Below are 17,603 nucleotides of genomic sequence, written 5' to 3' on the forward strand. Positions count from 1 at the left end.
ATGACACCCTCTTTAGGCGCCGGCGCCGATCGCGCGCCGCAGGTCGTCGACCAGATCCTCCGGCGCCTCGACGCCGCAGGAGAGCCGGACCAGGTCGGCGGGGACCGCGGCATCGGAGCCTTCGACCGACTGGTGGGTCATCGCCTGCGGGACCTCGATGAGCGACTCGACGCCGCCGAGCGACTCGGCCAACGTGAACAGCTTGGTCCGCTGCGCGATGCCGATGGCGTCCGGGTGGCGGAAGGAGACCATCCCGGAGAAGCCGGGCCAGCGGACGTCGACCACGCCGGGCGCCGCCTTCAGGAAGCCGACGACCGCCTCGGCGCTCGCGGCGTGCGCGGCCATCCGCAGGTGCAGCGTCCGCAGGCCGCGGTGGACGAGGAAGCAGTCGAACGGGCCCGCCACGGCGCCGACGCTGTTCTGGACGAAGCGCACGCGCTCGTGGACCTCGGGGTCCTTGACGATCACCGCGCCGCCGACCGTGTCGGAGTGCCCGCCGAGGTACTTGGTGACCGAGTGCACGGCCGCGTCGGCGCCGAGCTCCAGCGGCCGCTGGTTGACCGGCGTGGCGAACGTGTTGTCGACCACGACGAACGGCGTGGCGCCGCCGGCGCGCACGCGCGCGATGACCGCGCGCACGTCCACGACGTTCAACAAGGGGTTGGTCGGCGTCTCGATCCACACGACCTTGGTCTGCGGCGTGAGCGCGGCGGCCACGGCGTCGAGGTCGGTCTGGTCGACCAGGGTGTAGGTCAACCCGAAGCGGGTCAGCACCTTGTCGACCAGCCGGAACGTCCCGCCGTACAGGTCGTTGGGCAGCACCACGTGGTCGCCGGCGCTGCACACCGCCGTGAGCAGCGCGTGCGTCGCCGCCATCCCGGACGAGAACGACGACCCGAGGCCGCCCTCCAGCTCGCCGAGCGCGGTCTCCAGCGCCGACCGCGTCGGGTTGGCGCTGCGGGCGTAGTCGTAGTCCTCCACGAACTCGCCGACCGCGGGCTGCGCGAACGTCGAGGTCTGGTGGATGGCCGGGATGACCGACCGATAGGTGGGATCCGGCTCGAGGCCGGCGTGGACGGCGCGGGTGGCGAACTTCATCGAGCCAGCGATTCCAGCAGGTCCGCGCGGGTGACGATGCCCGCGGGGCGCCCATCGGCCATCACGAGCAGCGCCTGGCGCTCGCCGACGAGCAGCTCGACCGCCTCGCGCACCGGGTCCTCGGCGGACACGGCGTGCAGGGGCGGCTCCATCACCGCCACGATCTCGGCGCCCAGCAGCGCGGGCTCGTCGATCGCGCGCGACAGCAGCCCGCGCTCGCCGACCGAGCCGACGACCGTGCCCGGGTCCTTCGCGCTGACGACCGGCAGCTGGGAGACGCCGTGCTCGTGCAGCAGCGCGACCGCGTCGCTGACCTTCTGGTGCGTCTGGACCGTGACGAGCGACGGCATCCCGCCCGACGGCGTGGCGGCGGCCTTGCGGCGCAGGACGTCGCCGACGGCGAGGTCGCCCGCGCGCTCCAGGAAGCCGTACTGCGTCATCCACGCGTCGTTGAAGATCTTGGACAGGTAGGAGCGGCCGCCGTCCGGGAGGACGACCACGACCAGCGCGTCCGGGTCCTCGATGGTCTTGGCCGCCTCCAGCGCCGCCCACATCGCCGTGCCGCACGAGCCGCCCGCGAGGATGCCCTCCTCCATCGCCAGCCGGCGCGTGGTCAGGAACGAGTCCTTGTCGGTCACCGCGATCCAGCGGTCGACGATCGTGCGGTCGAACGTCTCCGGCCAGAAGTCCTCGCCGACGCCCTCGACCAGGTACCCCTTGATCTCGTCGTCGGACGGCGCGCTGTAGATCGACCCGACGGGATCGGCGCCGATGATCTCGATGTCCGGGTTGCGCTCCTTGAGGTAGCGCCCGATGCCGGTGACCGTGCCGCCGGTCCCGACGCCCGCGACCAGGTGCGTGATCCTGCCGCCGGTCTGCTCCCAGATCTCGGGCCCGGTCGACTCGTAGTGCGCGCGCGGGTTGTTCTGGTTGAAGTACTGGTTGGGCTTGAAGGCGCCCGGGATCTCGGCCGCCAGGCGGTCCGAGACCGAGTAGTAGGACTCGGGCGACTCCGGCTCGACGTTGGTCGGGCACACCACGACCTCGGCGCCGTAGGCGCGCAGGAGGTCGATCTTCTCCTTGGACATCTTGTCCGGCATGACCGCGATCACGTGGTAGCCCTTGAGCCGCGCGGCCATCGCGAGGCCCGTGCCGGTGTTGCCGGAGGTCGGCTCGACGATCGTGCCGCCGGGGCGCAGGAGCCCGTCGCGCTCGGCCGCGTCGATCATCGCGAGCGCCGCGCGATCCTTGATCGAGCCGCCCGGGTTGAGGGCCTCGACCTTCGCGACGATCTGCGGCGTCAGGCCGGCGCCGATGCGCGAGAGGCGCACCAGCGGCGTGTCGCCGACGGTGTCGATGATCGAGTCGTGGATGACGGCGTTCGAGGCCTTGACGGCGGTGTCCATGGTGTTCAGTGAAGCATCTGTTTCGCTAGAACGCCACAGCCCCGCAGGATCTTCGGAAATTCACAGCAGAGTCGCAGGAAATACGGTGCGGTCTGCAACACTTCCGGCCATGCCGAACGACCTGCGCCTCGACGAGACCGACCGCGCGATCCTCGAAGCGCTGAGCGAGAACGCCCGCATCCCCAACAACAAGCTCGCCGAGCGCGTCGGCGTCGCGCCGTCGACCGCACTGCAACGCGTGCGCGCGTTGCGCGAGGCCGGCGTGCTGCGCGGCTTCCACGCCGAGGTCGACCTCGCGGCGCTCGGCCGGCCGCTCCAGGCGATGGTCGCCGTGCGGCTCGCAGTCCACAACCGCGAGCAGATCGAGACCTTCACCAGCGTCGTGCGCCAGCTGCCCGGCGTGCTCACCGTCTTCCACCTCGCGGGCGCCACCGACTACCTCGTCTGGCTGGCCGCGGCCGACGCGCAGGACCTCCGCGAGTTCGTCGTCGACCACCTCGCCACGCATCCCGCGGTGGCGCACGCCGAGACGTCGCTGATCTACGAGCACCGCCGCGGCCCCGGGATCTGGGGCGCGGCGGAGCCGAGCAGCTAGAAGACGCCGGCCGCGCCCAGCCGCTGCTCCCTGTAGTGATCGCGTCCGCCAGGCGAGGAGCGCGCGCTCGGCGCCCTCCCCTGGCCGCCCACGGCGTGCCTCAGGGGGCGGCTGGCGTCGCGGTGCCGAGGATGGCCGCGTAGTGGCCGACGAACAGGTCGGCGCTCTTCATCTGGATCGTCGTCGCGGTGTCGACCACGCCGCCCATCGCCGGGACGTACGATGCTCCGCCCTCGGGGCCGAGCGGCAGCACGAGCATGGGAAGGTCGGGCTGGTAGGTCGTCAGCTCGTCACCGCCTTCGATCAGCGTGCGGATGTTCGCGGCGACCACCTCGGCGTGCTTCGCGGCGGCGCTGGCCTGTTTGCCCTCGGCGATCGCGGTGACGTCGCCGATGGCGAACACGCGGTCCTGGTTCGGCAGCCGCAGGTCATCGGTCACGACGACGTGGCCGGTGAGAGCGCGCGCAGCCGCGAGCGCCGGGCCGAGGTAGTCGCTGACCGGCGTCACGCCGTAGCAGCGGTACCAGATGTCGGCGTTCAGCTCGCGCCCGTCCTCGGTCGTCACAGAGACAGACCCGCGGACGCCGGTCGGTGCGAGGGGCTCGGCGACCAGGCCTGAGCCAAGAACGAGCTCGACGCCGCGATCGACGAGCTGCCGTCGCACTTCCGCGCGGAACTCGGGGCTGTAGCGCCAGGCGAGGACGTCGTCGATCGGGTCGACGATCGTCACCCGCTTGTCGGGCCACGTCGCCGTGATCTCCCCGGCGAACTCGAGGCCCACCGCACCTGCGCCGACGATCAGGACCGACTCCGCGCCGGCCAGCTCGGCGTTGCCGTGCGCGAGTGCGGCACGACCCTCGGTGGAGTCCACGCTCGGCAGCTTGGCCGGAAACGGGTACGTCGAGCCGGTCGCCAAGACGATGTACTCGGCCTCCAGCGGCTCGCCGGAGGCCAACTCGATCCGGCCGGGCTCGACGAGGACGGCGCGGTCGCGCAGCACACGCCCGCGGCTGAGCAATCCTTCGTAGGACAGGAACAGGCGCTCAGCCCACCCCGGATCGACCACGCTGCGCAGCGCCGCGACGTTGTGGACGAACGTGTCGCGCGGATCGATCAGGACGACGTCGGCGACCTCGTCGAGATCTTTGGCTACGGCGATCCCGCCGTACCCACCACCGATGACTGCGACTGTCGGGGCCATGCTTGCTCCTGTTGTTCGAAAGACGGATAGTCCGTTGTCCGAAGCATATCAACGTCTCTCGGCGACTGTATGTCAAACGAACTATCTGCCTTCCGTACAGTACGCTCAACTCATCGCTGCCGCGGCCCACCTACGAAGGGAAGAACGATGAGAACGCCGCTGTTCGGCTTCGGCCTGGGCACTGCGCTGCACCAGGTCCCGGCCCTGCTCGAGCACGTCACGCAGGCCGATGACGCAGGACTCGACCTCGTCAGCCTGTCCGACCACCCTTACGAGCCCGATCGCGTCGACGCCTACGCCGCGCTCGGCGTCGTTCTCGGCCGCACCACGCGCATCAGCGCCCTGGCGAACGTCACGAACCTGCCGACCCGCCCCGCGCCGATGCTCTCCCGGACCGTCGCCAGCCTCTCGGCGCTTTCCGGCGGACGCGTGGTCCTCGGCATGGGCGCCGGCGGGCTGTGGGACGCGATCGCCAAGCTCGGCGTCCCACGGCGCACGCCCGGCGAGTCGGTTCGCGCGCTCGAGGAGGGCATCCAGCTCATCCGGGCCTTGCACGGAGGCGGTGCCCCGGTCGTGTTCGACGGCGAGTTCTACGAGGTCTCCGGGCTCGAGCCCTCCCCCGTCCCGGTCCCAGCGATCTGGACCGGCTCCAACGGCCCCAAGTCCCTCGCGGTCACCGGACGACTCGCCGACGGCTGGATCCCCGGCTACGCCGCCGACTGGCTGAGCGAGCGCTTCGCATGGTCGCGCCCGCTCATCGACGAGGCCGCCGTCGCCACCGGACGACAGCCCGCAGACGTCCAGACGGTCTACAACCTCCCCGGTCGCATCACCGCGACGCCGCTGCAGACGACCCGCGACGATCAGCGCCGCTGGATCGGTGGCTCGCCGGATCAGTGGATCGAGGAGCTGACCGGCGCGGTCCTGGAGCACGACGCTGCCGGGTTCATCTACTTCCCGATCCCTGATGGCACTCCGACCGACGTCGCGCTGGGCCGCTGGGCGACCGAGATCGCGCCCGCCGTCCGCGCAGCGCTCCCGACGGCGCGCTGAACGACGCCCGCTACGACGCCTCCTCGCCCGTGGACAACGGGCGGCCGTTGTCGGCGAGGAGATCGACGACGATCTTCGTCAGCCGCGTCGCGCTGGACGGTGCCAACCCGCTGGTCAGCGCGTCGACCTTCGTGGTGACCGCACCATAGGACTTCATCGCCAGCCGCCGGCCCTTGGGGGTCAGCGCGATCTGGATGGCACGGCGATCCTTCGGGTCGGGCGCGCGCTTGACGAGCTCCCGGCGCTCCACCCGGTCCACGAGTCCCGTCATCGTCGAGCGCTCGACGTTGAGCAGCCCGGTCAGCTCGGTCATCCCCATCGGGCGCGGCATCAGCTCGCACAGCAGCTGGGCCTGCTGCGGCGTCAACCCGTTCGCGCGGCTCGCGTCGGCGAACAGGTGGTCGATGAGATGCGCGAACTGCACCAGCGCATCGGCCAGCCGCAGATCGCCGCCGCGAACGGCGGCAGTGGTCGTCGGCTCTGTCGTCGCGCTCATGGTGCGATCAAGGGTACGCCCCGACGCGCAGCACCGACAATCCGTAGTGCGGACCTTCGCTCCTACCTACGATCACACAGACGAACCAACCGCCGAGCGTTCGGCAGGGCCCCGGCCGACCTCGTCTACTGTGCCGTGAAGCCGCCGTCGAGCGCGATCGTCGAGCCGGTCATGAAGGCGGACTCGCCAGACAGCAGATAGGCGATCAAGGGTGCGTACTCCTCGGGCTGGCCCATCCGGCTCAGCGGCGTGCCGGCGGCGATGTGCGCCTTGTCCTCGTCGGTGACGTTCTTGTGCATCGGCGTGTTGATCGAGCCCGGCGCGATGCTGTTGACGCGGACGTGCGGCGCATACTCGATGGCCGCCTGGCGCGAGAGCGACTGCAACGCGCCCTTGCTCGACGAGTAGGCCGCCAGATCCTTGAGGCCGACGTTGGCCGCCCCCGAGGTGACGTTGACGACCGCGCCCGAGCCCTGCGCGAGCAGGTGCGGGATGACGGCCCGCATGCCGAGCATCGGGCCGCGCACGTTGACGGCGTAGACCCAGTCCCAGTCCTCCAGGGACACCGTGTGGATCGCATCGGGACGGTCGGCCGCCGCCGACAGGACGATCCCCGCCACGTTGGCGAGGCCGTCGATGCGCCCGAACTCGTGCAGGCAGCCGTCCACGGCCTGCTGCCACGTGGCCGGGTCGTTGACGTCGCCGTCGACGCCGAAGCTGCCGGCGCCCGCGTCGCGCAGCTCCGCGGCCGTCGCGTCGGCGCCGGTGAGGTCGAGGCACGCGACCGCGGCGCCCTCCTGGGCGAGCCGCCGCGCGGTCGCCTGCCCGAGGCCGCGACCCGCGCCCGTGACGATCGCGACCTTGCCGGCGAGGCGTGGCGCGACCCCCGGCATCGTCGCTGCGTTCTGCTTCGTGTCCGACATGCTGTTCTCTCCATCCCGCGGTCGTGGCCGCGCTCGTTTCCTCTGGGCTGCGCGCGAAGCGCGCTTCAGTCACGTTCTGAGGCCGACGATCGGCTCGCGCGTCCTGGGCCGCGCCCGGACCTCAGGTGCCGACCTCGGACGCGCCCGTGCGGCGGCGGCGGAACTGCGCCGAGACGATGATCGCGATGACGACCGCGGACCCGTTGAACACGTCGGTCACCCACGGACGCACGCCGAGCAGCGCGAGGCCGCTCACCGCCGTGCCCACGAAGAACAGGCCGAGGATCGTCCCCGGCACGTTGTACTTGCCGGGATGCCAAGTCGTCGCGCCGAGGAAGACCGCGGCGAGCGCCGGAACGATGAAGTTGATGCCGCCGACCGACGGGTCGCCGCTTCCGGTCGCGCCAACCTGCAGCACGCCCGCGACGCCCGCGAGCAGCCCTGAGAGCACGAAGCTCCACATCACCTTGCGTTGCACGTCGACGCCGGTCAGCACCGCGGCGCGCAGGTTGGAGCCGATCGCCGCGAGGTTGCGACCGTAGGGCGTCTGCGTCAGCAGGAACCAGACGACGACCGCAAACGCCAGCATCACCAGGAACAGCGCCGGCACGCCCAGCACCATCTTCGCGCTGAAGTCCGTGAGGCGAGGGGACAGGCCACTGCTGATCGGGATGCCGTTGGTGTACGCCGAAACGAGCCCTCCCATGATCGTCGAGGTGCCGAGCGTCGCGATGATCGAGTTGACGCCGAGGTAGGCGACGATGATCCCGTTGATCGACCCGAGCACCGCGCCGATCGCGAGCGCGACCGCGATCGCCGGGACGAGCGGGAGGCCGTGCTTGCTCATCGCCGCCGTGCAGGCGATCGAGCAGAGCCCGAGGATCGCGCCGACGGAGACGTCGAAGCGGCCGCTGATAAGCGGCACGATCAGCGCGAGCGCCGCGACCGCCAGCACCGACTGCGACGTCGCGATCGTCTGCCAGTTCGCGGTCGTGGCGAACGTGTCCGGACGCAGCAGGCTGAACAGCACGACCAGCGCGACGAACAGCATGAGCAGGCCGAAGCGCTCGAGCAGCGTCAGGGGATCCCAGCGGCCTTGGCGCCCGGTGCCGGTCCGCTCGCCCGACGACCTGCCCGACGGCTCCGCGTCCGCGCTCTCCCTGGTGGGATCGATGCTTGCTGTCGTGGTCACGCTGCTTCCTCCTGCGTTGTGAAGACGAGTTCGGTGAGGCGTTGGCGCGAGAGCTCGTCACCGCGCAGCTCGGCCACCAGCCGCCCGCCGCGCAGGACGAGCACCCGGTCCGACGCGAGCGCGAGCTCTTCGAAGTCGGACGTCACGAGGATCGCGCCCATGCCGCCCTCGACCGCCCGGCGCACCGAGCGGTAGGCATCTGCGCGCGCCCCGACGTCGACGCCCTGGGTCGGCTCGTCGAGCAGCAGCAGCCGCGGGTCGCGGCGCAGCCAGCGGGCGAGGATCACCTTCTGCTGGTTGCCGCCCGAGAGCGACGACAGCAGCTCCCCATCGCCGGGGGTGCGGATCGTGAACTCCTCGATCGAGCGCAGCGCGTCGGCGCGCTCCTGGGCGTGCTGGATGCGCCCGTGCGACTGATAGCGGCCGACCTGCGCGGCCGACAGGTTCTCGCGGACGGTCATGTCGAGGAAGGCGGCGTCCAGCTCGCGGTCTTCCGGGACGAACGCGATGCCGAGCGCCATCGCGTCCTTCGGGCGACCGATGCGCACCTCGTCGCCGCCCAGGCGGATCTGGCCGCCGGCGGGGGCGCGCAGGCCGAACAGCAGCTCCAGCAGCTCGGTGCGGCCCGAGCCGAGCAGGCCGGCGATGCCGACGACCTCCCCGCGCCCGACCGTGAAGCTCACGTCCTTCAGGCGCTCGCCGTCGCCGAGGCCCTGGACCTGGAGCAGCGTCTCCAGCGCCTGCTGCTCGGACGGCGGCGAGAAGACCTGCTCCAGCGGCCGCCCGACGATGTGCTCGATCAGCGCCGCCTCGGTGAGGCCCTCGGTCGGACGCGTGACGACGTGCTGGCCGTCGCGCAGGACCGTCACCGCGTCGGTGATCGAGAGGACCTCCTCGATGCGGTGGCTGACGTAGAGGATCGTCTGCCCCTGCGCCGCATAGCGCCGCAATGCGCTGAGCAGGACGTCGACCTCGTGCTCGGGCAGCGAGGCGGTCGGCTCGTCGAGCACGAGCACCGAGACCGCGCCGCCGTCGCCGTCCTCGTCCTGCAGAGCGCGCGCGATCGTGACCATCGTCTGGTCCGCCGCCCCCAGCTCGCCGAGCAGGTCGTCGGGATGCGCGTCGATCTCGAAGCGCTCGAGCAGCGACCGCGTCTCGCGGCGCAGCTGACCCCAGCGGACGCGCCCGAGCCGTGTCGGGAAGCCGCCGCCGATCGCGATGTTCTCGGCGACCGTCATGTCGGGGAACGTGGTCGAGCTCTGGTGCACGAAGCGCAGCCCGCACGCGTACGCCAGCTCAGGCGTGGTGGCATCGGAGGCCACGGTGCGCGTGCCGAATGCCAGCTCCCCGCCCGCGTCGCCGGCGTGCACGCCGGCGAGGATCTTGATCAGCGTCGACTTGCCCGAGCCGTTGCCGCCGAGCAGCCCGTGGATCTGGCCCGGAGCGACCGCGAAGCTCACGTCGCACAGCGCCTGCGTTCCCGGGAACGTCTTGGAGAGGCGGCTGACGGTCAGAGCCGCGGTGCGACCCTGACCGTTCAGCAGAGGAGTCGTCGTCATGGACGTCTCGCTCGTCATGGTTCCGATGCCGGCCTACTTCGCCGCCGCGGCGGCCCAGGCGTCGGCCCGCAGCTTGCGGTAGTCGAACGGCACCTGGATCGCGTCGGCGCTCGCCGGCAGGTTGTGCGTGGCGTCGGCGACGACGAAGCCGCCGCCCTCGTTGGGCAGGTCGGCCGCCTTGACGCCGGAGAGCAGCTGGTTGAGCTGGTCGGCCATCGACCACGTGTCGTAGCCGTAGGGCCAGTACTCCATCGCGGTGACCGTCCCGTCGCGCAGCCACTTGACGTCCTCGCCCGAGCCACAGCAGACCACCATGCCGCGGCTCTTGACGGCGTTCAGCGCGCTGCCGAGGCCGAGCGTGATGTACGCGTCGCTGTTGAAGGCGACGGCCTTCGCGTCGGGGTTGGCCGTGATCGCCGTCTTCCAGATCTGCACGGCCGGGTTCGGCACCTGCGCGTTGGTGAAGCGCACGCGGACCAGGTCGCAGCTCGGACAGAGGCTCTTGAGCTTCGCCTCGTACGCGTTCCAGTAGGCCTTGTGATGCTCCTGCTCGACCTGCTGGACCATCAGCACCTTGCCGCTGTGGACCCCGCGCTGCTTGAGCAGGCCGTTGGTGAAGTCGGCTGCCGCCTCGCCGCGCTTGGCGGTGAAGTCGGTGATCTTCTGCGACCCCATGATGTTGACGCTGGCGCTGAACTCCGGCGTGTCCGGGCAGTCGACGCCGACGTAGTTGACGGTGGGGATGCCGGCGGACTTCGCCGCGAGCAGGCCGCCCTTGATCGTCGCGCAGTCGAAGGCCACCGTCGCGATGCCGTCGGCCTTGGCCGCGACCGCCTGGCGGATGCCGGCCGTCGCCTTCGTCGGATCGCCCGCCGAGTCGAACACGGTCACCTTCCAGCCGAGCAGCTTCGCCGCGGCCTCGAACTCGTCGGAGACCTGCGTGCAGACCGGGAACTTCTGGCCACAGGAGATCATCCAGACGTTCTTCCCGCGCACTGGAGCGGGAACGCTCGTCGGGGGCTTCTCGAAGACGCCCTTGTAGTACTTGGCCAGCGTCGCGCTTGCCGCCGCGCCGTCGCTGGAGCCGGTCGTGCTCGTGCTGCCACCGCTCGGGCTGCTGCCCGACGCGGACGTCGAACTGCCGCCGCACGCGCTGAGCACCTGCGCCGCCGCGAGGCAGACGGCGAACGCCACCAGCCACGGCCTGTTGCGAGCCATGCGTCGCTTCATTGCTCTCCTCCTCCGAGGATGCCGAAGGGGCGCGTCGCACCGGAACCGGCGCGCGCGTCGGAAGTCCCCCGAACCCGACATCCACACTCTCTCTCCTGGACGACGGGCATCCTCTCACCGTGCCCACGCAGTGTCAAGTTGTACGGCACAATTTACCCTCATCGTCCAGCCCGGCTCGTCGTCTGGGCCCGGCTAGCGCTAAAAATGCGAGCACGGCGTGTTCCGCTGTACGACGCCACTGTACGATCACTTCGTCTCAGCGCACACGAACAAGGAGGAGTGAGCATGGCGGTTCAACGAGCGGTGATCGTCACGGGCGGCGCGTCGGGCATCGGGCTGGGCGCGGCCCGCCTGCTCGGCGAGGAGGGTTGGGCCACGGTGCTCGTCGACCGCGACCCCGACGCGCTCGACGTCGCCGTGACCGCCCTGCGCGAGGCCGGCGCGACGGTTGCCGCCGCGCTCCCCGCCGACATCCGCGAGACCGAGACCGCGGAGCGCGCCGTCGCCGCCGCCGAGGCGCAGGGCCATGAGCTGCGCGGGCTGGTCAACGCCGCGGCCGCCGTCTTCCAAGGCTCGCTGTGGGACCTCGACCCCGACGACCTCGACCGCTGCCACGCCGTCAACGTGCGCGGCACCTTCCAGATGATGCGCGCGGCCGCCCCCGCGATGCGCGCGCACGGCGGCGGCTCGATCGTCAACGTCGGCTCCGGCGACTCGTTCCTCGGCGAGCGCGACCAGCTGGCCTATTGCACGACGAAGGCGGGCGTGCTGAACATGACCCGCGCCGCCGCGATGGACGCGGCCGACGCCGGCATCCGCGTCAACTGCGTGTGCCCGGGCGTGATCGACACGCCCTTCTTCCGCGCCGGGATCGCCGGCGCGCGGGACCCCGACGGGATCGTCGCGATGGTCGAGGGGCGCCAGCCGCTGGGGCTGCTGGCGCCCGACGCGGTCGCGCAGGCGATCGCGTTCCTCGTCTCCGACCGCGGCGCCGGCATGACCGGCAGCGCGCTCGTCGTCGACGGCGGGCTCAGCGCGTCGTGGTGGTACGAGCGGCGAGCGTGAGCCCAGGTGCCGCGCGGGTCGCCAGGGCGGCCCGCGCGGCGCGGGCGGGCGTCTCAGCCCGCCGCGAGAACCCCGCGCACGCTCGCGCGCGCGCGCTCGGGATCCGGCTCGGCGTCGAGCGCCCAGCCGTACGGCTCGCTCTCGAGGATGCCCATGGCGTCGAGCTCGGCGGCGAGCGCCGCGACCTCCTCCGCCGCCAGCGGCAGCACTGGCAGGCGCGTCGGCCCGACCTCGCGGCCCATGATCCCGGCGGCGGCCTTGATCGTCGCCGGATAGCGCGACGTGAGCAGCAGGAACAGCTGGCCCATCTTCCACTGCAGCTCGCGCGCGCCCTCGAAGTCGCCGGTGGAGGCGGCCTGCCACAGCGCGGTCAGCAGCCGCGGCGCGACGACGCCGCACGCCGACAGCGAGCCGCAGCCCCCGAGCGCGAGCGCCGGCAACAGGTACTCGACGCCGGCGAAGACCGAGAAGTCCGGTCGCGCGACGTGCAGCGCACGCACCATCTCGGTGAACGTCTGCATGTCGTAGTCGGCCTGCTTGGCGCCGAGGTAGTTCGGCAGCCGCTCGACCAGCCGCGTCGCGACCTGCGGCGACACGCCGACCCCGAACGCGGCCGGGTAGCTGTAGGTCAGCAGCGCCACGTCGACCGATGAGCCGACCGCGACGAAGTGCTCGTAGAGCCCCTCGTCGGTCGGGCGCCAGTGGTAGGGCGTCACCGACACGACGCCTTGCGCGCCGACCGACTGCGCGTGCTCTGCCAGCTCCACCGTGTGCTGCGTGCCGGGCAGGCTGACGTGCGCGATCACCGGGACGCGGCCGGCGGCGACCTCGACGGTCAGCTCCGTCACGCGCCTGCGCTCGTCGGCCGACAGGTTCAGCGACTCGCCGACGTGCATCAGCGAGCACAGCGCGGGCGCGCCGTTGCCGATCAGGAACTCGACCTCCTGCGCGTAGACCTCCTCGTCGATGCGGCCGGCGGCGTCGTAGGGCGTCAGCGGCGACCCGAAGTACCCGCGCCACTGGCCTGGGGTGTTGAAGAGTCCCATGTCCGTTCTCCTGTCGTGTCGTTCAGATCAGCTTCGGCGGCGTGATCGGCAGCTCGCGGATGCGGCGACCGGTGGCGTGGAAGACCGCGTCGATGACCGCGGCCTCGACGCCGGTCGCGCCGACCTCGCCGATCCCCTTGCCGCCGATCGGGCTCGCGTGGTCGACCTCGGTGACGAAGCCGACGTCGATGTCGGCGGGGATGTCGGCGTTGACCGGGATCGCCACCCCGGCGAGGTTCTTCGACAGCCAGCGGCCGAGGCGCGGCTCGTGGTGGCTCTGCTCCATCGCCGCCTTGCCCCAGCCCCAGATGATCCCGCCCGTCATCTGCGCGCGGGCCGTGCGCGGGTTCATGATCCGGCCGACGCTGTAGCGCCCGACCGCGCGGCGCAGGCGCAGCAGGCCGAGCTGCGGGTCGACGCCGACCTCGACGAAGATCGCGCCGAACGTGCGCATCACGTACGGGCTGTCGGTGGCCGGCGCGAACGAGCCCTCGCCGACGATCTCCGCCCGTCCGCTCGCACGCAGCGCGGCGGCCACCTGCTCCGGGCTCGCGTGGTCGCGCACGCCGAGCTGGGCGAGCACGTCGGCCGCGGCGCGCACCACCGCGGCGCCGACGCTCATCGTCGTGGTCGAGCCGTAGGTCGGCGCCGCCTCGGGCAGCCGCGTATCGCCCATCCGGCACTCGACGCGGGCCGGCTCGACGCCGAGCACCTCCGCGACGAGCTGCGAGACGACCGTCGAGGTTCCCGTGCCGATGTCCTGGAAGCCACACTCGGCGACGGCGCTGCCGTCGGCTCGCAGCCGCACGCGCGCCTGCGAGCCGGCCTGCGGGGTGCCGCCGTGCAGGCAGGTGGCCATCCCCTGCCCGACGATCCAGCGGCCGTCGCGGCGCGGCGCGGCGCGCCAGCCGAACGCCCGCGCGCCCTGCTCGTAGCACGCGCGCAGCTCCTTCGAGGACCATGGCTTGCCGCTGTCGGGATCGACCTCGGCGTAGTTGCGCAGCCGCAGCTCCAGCGGGTCGACGTCGAGCGTGTGGGCGAGCTCGTTCATCGCTGCCTCGAGCGGGAAGATCCCGCAGCCCTCCGTCGGCGGGCGCATCGCCGTCGGGAAGTCGACGTTCGCGCGCTGGACGCGTTGGGTGAGCCGCATCGTGGGTGTGGCGTACGTGGACCTCGTGCCCTCGGTCGCGTACTCGACCCAGTCGTCGAAGACGGCGGTGACGTTGACCGCGTCGTGCTCGAGCGCGGCGAGCCGGCCCGAGTCGTCGGTCGCCAGCGTGATCGCCTGCACGAGCTGGGACTGGTAGCCGACCATCCCGTACATCTGCGCGCGCGTGAGCGCGATCCGCACCGGCCGCTCCAGGACGATCGACGCCGCCGCGGTCAGCACCTGGTGGGGCCACACGAAGCCCTTGCAGCCGAAGCCGCCGCCGGTGTGCGGGGAGCGCACGCGCACCTGCTCGGGCTCGAGCCCGAAGACGCCGCACAGCACCCACTGGACGCCGTAGACGTGCTGGACGGCGTCGACCAGCGTGAGCATCCCGTCGCGCCAGTCGGCGAGCGTCGCCGAGGGCTCCATCGGGTTGTGGTGGCGCGCGGGCTGGACGTAGACGCCCTCGTGCACGACCGGCGCCGCGGCGATCGCGGCGTCCACGTCGCCCTTGACGACCGTCGTCGGGAACCACGTGTAGCTGCTGGCCGGCGGCTCGATCGCGCCGGCGTCGTCGCCGTCGGGATACGGCGTGAACGGCGCCGCCTCGATGTCCACGCGCACGAGGCTGGCCGCGTGCTCGGCCGCCTCGAGCGTCTCGGCCAGCACGATCGCGACGGGCTGGCCGTCGTGGCGGATCCGGTCGTCCTGCATCGGCAGGTGCGCTCCGGCCGAGATGACCGCGGTCGCCTCGCCATAGCGCGGCATGTCCTCGTGCGTGAGCACGGCCACGACGTCGGGCACCGCGCGGGCGGCGTCTGCGTCGATCGCCCGGACGCGACCGGCCGGCGCGGACGCGGTCACGAACGTGCCGTAGAGCATCCCGTCGACGCGGTGGTCGGCGGCGAAGCGCGCGCGGCCGGTGACCTTCGCGGGCCCGTCGAGCCGCGCCAGCGGCGTGCCGACGCTCATGCGACCCGCTCCTCCAGGCCGGCCGCGATCCGCAGCGCGCGCAGCGCCGCGTTGCGCGCGAGCGGGATCTTGTAGCCGTTCTGCGCGAGCGGACGCGCGTCGGCGAGCGCGACCTCGAGCGCCACCTCGACCTCCGGCGCGTCGGGGGCCAGCCCGACGAGCGTCTGCTCGGCGCTGTCCAGCCTCCATGGACGCATCGCGACCGATCCAAGCGCGACGCGCGCGTGGCGGATCGTCCCGCCGTCGAGCGCGAGCGCGACGCCGGCGGAGACCAGCGCGTACTCGTAGGACTGGCGCTCGCGCACCTTGACGTAGGCCGACGCGGGCGCCGGCGCGGGCAGCTCGAGCGCGACGATCAGCTCGCCGGGCGCGAGCACGCTGTCGGCGACCGCCTCGGTCGGCAGCACGTGGAAGTCGCGGACGGGGATCGTGCGCCCGCCGTCGGGGCCGGCGACGACGACGCGCGCGTCGAGCGCGGCCAGCGCGACCGCCGGGTCCGACGGGTGCGTGGCGATGCACGCCTCGCTCCAGCCGAAGATCGCGTGGTTGGCGTTGAAGCCCTCGTGCGCGCTGCAGCCCGAACCCGGCGCGCGGCGGTTGCAGGCCACGGGGTCCTCCGACCGGAAGTAGGGGCAGCGCGTCTTCTGCAGCAGGTTGCCGCCAAGCGTCGCGCGGTTGCGGATCTGCGCCGAGGCCGACAGGTGGATCGCCTCGCGCAGCACCGGCCATCCTTCCGCCACGCGCGCGTCGGCCGCGGCGTCGTGGAGCGTGACGGCGGCGCCGATCCGCAGGCCGCCGTCGGGCAGCGGCGCGATCCGTGCGAGCTCCGGGATGCGGCTGACGTCGAGCAGCCGGTCGGGGGCCACGACGCCGAGCCGCAGCCAGTTCAGCAGCTCCGTGCCGCCCGCGAGGAGCGTCGTGCCCTCGACGGCGGCGTCGGCGACCGCGTCGGCGACGCGCTCGGCGCGGGCGTAGGCGAGCGGCCGCATCAGGCGTGCGCGGCCGCAGCCTGCACGGCCTCGACGATCTGCGGGTAGGCGCTGCAGCGGCAGAGGTTCCCGCTCATCCACTCGCGGATCTCGGCGGCCGAGCCGGCGTGGCCCTCGGCGATGCAGGCCACCGCCGAGATCACCTGACCCGGGGTGCAGTAGCCGCACTGGAAGGCGTCGTGGTCGATGAACGCCTGCTGCACCGGGTGCAGCGCGTCGCCGTCGGCGAGCCCCTCGACGGTCGTGACCTCGCGGCCGTCGGTGCTCGCGGCCAACACCAGGCACCCGTTGACGCGTTGCCCGTCGAGCAGCACCGTACAGGCGCCGCACTCGCCGCGGTTGCAACCCTTCTTCGCGCCGGTCAGGTCGAGCCGCTCGCGCAGCAGGTCGAGCAGCGTCGTGCGCGCGTCCACGCCAGCGAGCACCTGGCGCTCGCCGTTGACGTGCAGCACCAGTTCCTGCTGCTCGGCGAAGGCGTGGGAGGTCGTCGAGGGCATGGCTTCCAGGTTACGGTCGGGCGCCCAAGGTGTCAAGCAATGCTGTACGGTGCAAACCCGAATTGGACAACGCGTTCGCCGTCGCGGCGGAGCAAAGGAGCGACCAGTGATGAAGGCTGCCTTCTACGACGCTGTCGGCGGCACCGACGTGCTGCGCCTGGGCGAGCTGCCCGAGCCGCAGCCGGAGCCGGGCGAGGTGCGGGTGCGGATCGCCGCGAGCGGGATCAACCCGGTCGACATCAAGCGCCGTCGCGGCCGCACGCTCCATCGCGCGGGAGCGCGTCCGGTGCAGCTGTTCGACCGCACGATCCCGCACGACGACGGCGCCGGCACGATCGACGCCGTCGGCGAGGGCGTCGACCCGGCACGCGTCGGCGAGCGCGTGTGGGTGCGGATGGCGCAGACGCTCGGTCGTCCGTTCGGCACCGCCGCGCAGTGGTGCTGCGTGCCCGCCGCGTTCGCGGTGACGCTGCCCGAGACCGTCGCGCTGCACGAAGGCGCGGCGCTCGGCGTCAACGCGGTCACCGCCCACTACGCCGTCCACTGCGACGGTCCGCTGCGCGAGGACGCGACGGTCGTCGTGCAGGGGGCGACGAGCGGTGTCGGCCGCTATGCCGTGCAGCTCGCGCGCGAGGCCGGCGCGACGGTGATCGCCACGGCCGGCAGCGAGGGCAACCGCGAGCTGGCGAGCAAGCTCGGCGCCCACCACGTCTTCGACCACCAGGATCCGGACCTCGTCGCCAAGGTGCGCGAGCTGACCGGCGGACGGGGCGTCGACGTCGTCGTGGAGGTCGAGTTCGGGATCAACTGGGCCAACGACGCCGAGATGCTCGCCGAGGACGCGGCGATCTCGGTGTTCGGCAGCGACCGCAAGCTCGAGTTCGAGTTCGAGCCTTACGCGCTCTGCGCCGGCAACCACCGCGTGCACTTCATCGGCGTTTACTGGATCGCGCAGGCCGCGGCGCAGGCCGCGGTCGACGACATCGGCCGGATGCTCGCCGAGGGCCGGCTCGAGAACCTCGTCACGGAGCGGCTGCCGCTCGACCGGATCGCCGAGGCGCACGACCGCACCGAGAAGCCCTCCGCCACCGCCGTCAAGGTCGTGCTCGACGTCGACTGAGCGAGGCTGCC

16 protein-coding genes are annotated in these 17,603 nt (G+C 72.0%); 4 read left to right on the top strand and 12 right to left on the bottom strand.

All coding sequences use genetic code 11. From position 1 onward, the window contains the following. Window positions 1–12: 12 nt before the first annotated feature. On the bottom strand, window positions 13–1,098 hold the full coding sequence (locus DSM104299_RS28070; RefSeq protein WP_272474981.1) for a PLP-dependent transferase: 1,086 nt from the start codon (window positions 1,096–1,098) through the stop codon (window positions 13–15). After that, window positions 1,095–2,504 carry a cystathionine beta-synthase gene (locus tag DSM104299_RS28075; protein WP_272474982.1) on the bottom strand — a complete coding sequence of 470 codons (1,410 nt, stop codon included), beginning with the start codon at window positions 2,502–2,504 and terminating at the stop codon, window positions 1,095–1,097. Before DSM104299_RS28075 ends, DSM104299_RS28070 begins: the two co-directional genes overlap by 4 nt. 109 nt (window positions 2,505–2,613) lie before the next feature. On the opposite strand from DSM104299_RS28075, the gene DSM104299_RS28080 reads away from it, so the two are divergent. Continuing rightward, window positions 2,614–3,099 carry an Lrp/AsnC family transcriptional regulator gene (locus DSM104299_RS28080; protein ID WP_272474983.1) on the top strand — a complete coding sequence of 162 codons (486 nt, stop codon included), beginning with the start codon at window positions 2,614–2,616 and terminating at the stop codon, window positions 3,097–3,099. Window positions 3,100–3,199: 100 nt separating this feature from the next. Here DSM104299_RS28080 and DSM104299_RS28085 read toward each other — a convergent pair whose 3' ends face one another. Continuing rightward, window positions 3,200–4,300 (bottom strand): NAD(P)/FAD-dependent oxidoreductase, encoded by a 1,101-nt coding sequence (locus tag DSM104299_RS28085; RefSeq protein WP_272474984.1) that lies wholly within the window; start codon window positions 4,298–4,300, stop codon window positions 3,200–3,202. 147 nt (window positions 4,301–4,447) lie between these two features. On the opposite strand from DSM104299_RS28085, the gene DSM104299_RS28090 reads away from it, so the two are divergent. Continuing rightward, the gene (locus DSM104299_RS28090) at window positions 4,448–5,353 is read left to right on the top strand and encodes an LLM class flavin-dependent oxidoreductase (protein ID WP_272474985.1); all 906 of its coding nucleotides are present in this window, start codon (window positions 4,448–4,450) and stop codon (window positions 5,351–5,353) included. Between the two features lie 10 nt (window positions 5,354–5,363). Here DSM104299_RS28090 and DSM104299_RS28095 read toward each other — a convergent pair whose 3' ends face one another. From DSM104299_RS28095 to DSM104299_RS28115, 5 genes are all read right to left on the bottom strand, one after another. Beyond that, complete coding sequence (locus DSM104299_RS28095; RefSeq protein WP_272474986.1) at window positions 5,364–5,849, bottom strand: MarR family winged helix-turn-helix transcriptional regulator; 486 nt, start codon at window positions 5,847–5,849, stop codon at window positions 5,364–5,366. Window positions 5,850–5,974: 125 nt separating this feature from the next. Then, window positions 5,975–6,772: an SDR family NAD(P)-dependent oxidoreductase gene (locus tag DSM104299_RS28100; protein WP_272474987.1), complete on the bottom strand. Its 798-nt coding sequence runs from the start codon at window positions 6,770–6,772 to the stop codon at window positions 5,975–5,977. Window positions 6,773–6,893: 121 nt separating this feature from the next. After that, window positions 6,894–7,964, bottom strand: a complete 1,071-nt coding sequence (locus DSM104299_RS28105) for an ABC transporter permease (protein WP_272474988.1) — start codon at window positions 7,962–7,964, stop codon at window positions 6,894–6,896. Further along, window positions 7,961–9,523 (bottom strand): sugar ABC transporter ATP-binding protein, encoded by a 1,563-nt coding sequence (locus tag DSM104299_RS28110; protein WP_272474989.1) that lies wholly within the window; start codon window positions 9,521–9,523, stop codon window positions 7,961–7,963. The genes DSM104299_RS28105 and DSM104299_RS28110 overlap by 4 nt, the downstream gene beginning before the upstream one ends. Window positions 9,524–9,556: 33 nt before the next feature. Continuing rightward, window positions 9,557–10,741 carry a sugar ABC transporter substrate-binding protein gene (locus DSM104299_RS28115; RefSeq protein ID WP_272474990.1) on the bottom strand — a complete coding sequence of 395 codons (1,185 nt, stop codon included), beginning with the start codon at window positions 10,739–10,741 and terminating at the stop codon, window positions 9,557–9,559. 297 nt (window positions 10,742–11,038) lie between these two features. Here DSM104299_RS28115 and DSM104299_RS28120 point away from each other — a divergent pair, with 297 nt between their 5' ends. Further along, window positions 11,039–11,818 carry an SDR family NAD(P)-dependent oxidoreductase gene (locus DSM104299_RS28120; RefSeq protein WP_272474991.1) on the top strand — a complete coding sequence of 260 codons (780 nt, stop codon included), beginning with the start codon at window positions 11,039–11,041 and terminating at the stop codon, window positions 11,816–11,818. 53 nt (window positions 11,819–11,871) lie between these two features. Here DSM104299_RS28120 and DSM104299_RS28125 read toward each other — a convergent pair whose 3' ends face one another. Genes DSM104299_RS28125 through DSM104299_RS28140 form a run of 4 tightly spaced genes read right to left on the bottom strand, consistent with a single transcriptional unit; the run spans window position 11,872 to window position 16,472 of the window. Next, window positions 11,872–12,864, bottom strand: coding sequence for a dihydrodipicolinate synthase family protein (locus tag DSM104299_RS28125; RefSeq protein ID WP_272474992.1), 993 nt, complete (start codon window positions 12,862–12,864; stop codon window positions 11,872–11,874). Window positions 12,865–12,886: 22 nt separating this feature from the next. Continuing rightward, a complete protein-coding gene (locus DSM104299_RS28130; RefSeq protein ID WP_272474993.1) occupies window positions 12,887–14,986 on the bottom strand; it encodes a xanthine dehydrogenase family protein molybdopterin-binding subunit in 2,100 nt (699 codons plus the stop codon). Beyond that, window positions 14,983–15,975 (bottom strand): FAD binding domain-containing protein, encoded by a 993-nt coding sequence (locus tag DSM104299_RS28135; RefSeq protein ID WP_272474994.1) that lies wholly within the window; start codon window positions 15,973–15,975, stop codon window positions 14,983–14,985. The genes DSM104299_RS28130 and DSM104299_RS28135 overlap by 4 nt, the downstream gene beginning before the upstream one ends. Then, a complete protein-coding gene (locus DSM104299_RS28140) occupies window positions 15,975–16,472 on the bottom strand; it encodes a (2Fe-2S)-binding protein (protein WP_272474995.1) in 498 nt (165 codons plus the stop codon). Before DSM104299_RS28140 ends, DSM104299_RS28135 begins: the two co-directional genes overlap by 1 nt. 109 nt (window positions 16,473–16,581) lie before the next feature. Here DSM104299_RS28140 and DSM104299_RS28145 point away from each other — a divergent pair, with 109 nt between their 5' ends. Further along, complete coding sequence (locus DSM104299_RS28145; RefSeq protein ID WP_272474996.1) at window positions 16,582–17,592, top strand: NADPH:quinone reductase; 1,011 nt, start codon at window positions 16,582–16,584, stop codon at window positions 17,590–17,592. The last annotated feature ends 11 nt before the right edge of the window (window positions 17,593–17,603 follow it).

This window comes from Baekduia alba (genome assembly GCF_028416635.1).
GTDB lineage: Bacteria > Actinomycetota > Thermoleophilia > Solirubrobacterales > Solirubrobacteraceae > Baekduia > Baekduia alba.

What these genes read in the sequence shown, in the direction of transcription:
- DSM104299_RS28070 (WP_272474981.1), bottom strand. Translation starts at nt 1,098, where the DNA reads ATGAAGTTCGCCACCCGCGCCGTCCACGCCGGCCTCGAGCCGGATCCC.
- DSM104299_RS28075 (WP_272474982.1), bottom strand. Translation starts at nt 2,504, where the DNA reads ATGGACACCGCCGTCAAGGCCTCGAACGCCGTCATCCACGACTCGATC.
- DSM104299_RS28080 (WP_272474983.1), top strand. Translation starts at nt 2,614, where the DNA reads ATGCCGAACGACCTGCGCCTCGACGAGACCGACCGCGCGATCCTCGAA.
- DSM104299_RS28085 (WP_272474984.1), bottom strand. Translation starts at nt 4,300, where the DNA reads ATGGCCCCGACAGTCGCAGTCATCGGTGGTGGGTACGGCGGGATCGCC.
- DSM104299_RS28090 (WP_272474985.1), top strand. Translation starts at nt 4,448, where the DNA reads ATGAGAACGCCGCTGTTCGGCTTCGGCCTGGGCACTGCGCTGCACCAG.
- DSM104299_RS28095 (WP_272474986.1), bottom strand. Translation starts at nt 5,849, where the DNA reads ATGAGCGCGACGACAGAGCCGACGACCACTGCCGCCGTTCGCGGCGGC.
- DSM104299_RS28100 (WP_272474987.1), bottom strand. Translation starts at nt 6,772, where the DNA reads ATGTCGGACACGAAGCAGAACGCAGCGACGATGCCGGGGGTCGCGCCA.
- DSM104299_RS28110 (WP_272474989.1), bottom strand. Translation starts at nt 9,523, where the DNA reads ATGACGACGACTCCTCTGCTGAACGGTCAGGGTCGCACCGCGGCTCTG.
- DSM104299_RS28115 (WP_272474990.1), bottom strand. Translation starts at nt 10,741, where the DNA reads ATGGCTCGCAACAGGCCGTGGCTGGTGGCGTTCGCCGTCTGCCTCGCG.
- DSM104299_RS28120 (WP_272474991.1), top strand. Translation starts at nt 11,039, where the DNA reads ATGGCGGTTCAACGAGCGGTGATCGTCACGGGCGGCGCGTCGGGCATC.
- DSM104299_RS28125 (WP_272474992.1), bottom strand. Translation starts at nt 12,864, where the DNA reads ATGGGACTCTTCAACACCCCAGGCCAGTGGCGCGGGTACTTCGGGTCG.
- DSM104299_RS28130 (WP_272474993.1), bottom strand. Translation starts at nt 14,986, where the DNA reads ATGAGCGTCGGCACGCCGCTGGCGCGGCTCGACGGGCCCGCGAAGGTC.
- DSM104299_RS28135 (WP_272474994.1), bottom strand. Translation starts at nt 15,975, where the DNA reads ATGCGGCCGCTCGCCTACGCCCGCGCCGAGCGCGTCGCCGACGCGGTC.
- DSM104299_RS28140 (WP_272474995.1), bottom strand. Translation starts at nt 16,472, where the DNA reads ATGCCCTCGACGACCTCCCACGCCTTCGCCGAGCAGCAGGAACTGGTG.
- DSM104299_RS28145 (WP_272474996.1), top strand. Translation starts at nt 16,582, where the DNA reads ATGAAGGCTGCCTTCTACGACGCTGTCGGCGGCACCGACGTGCTGCGC.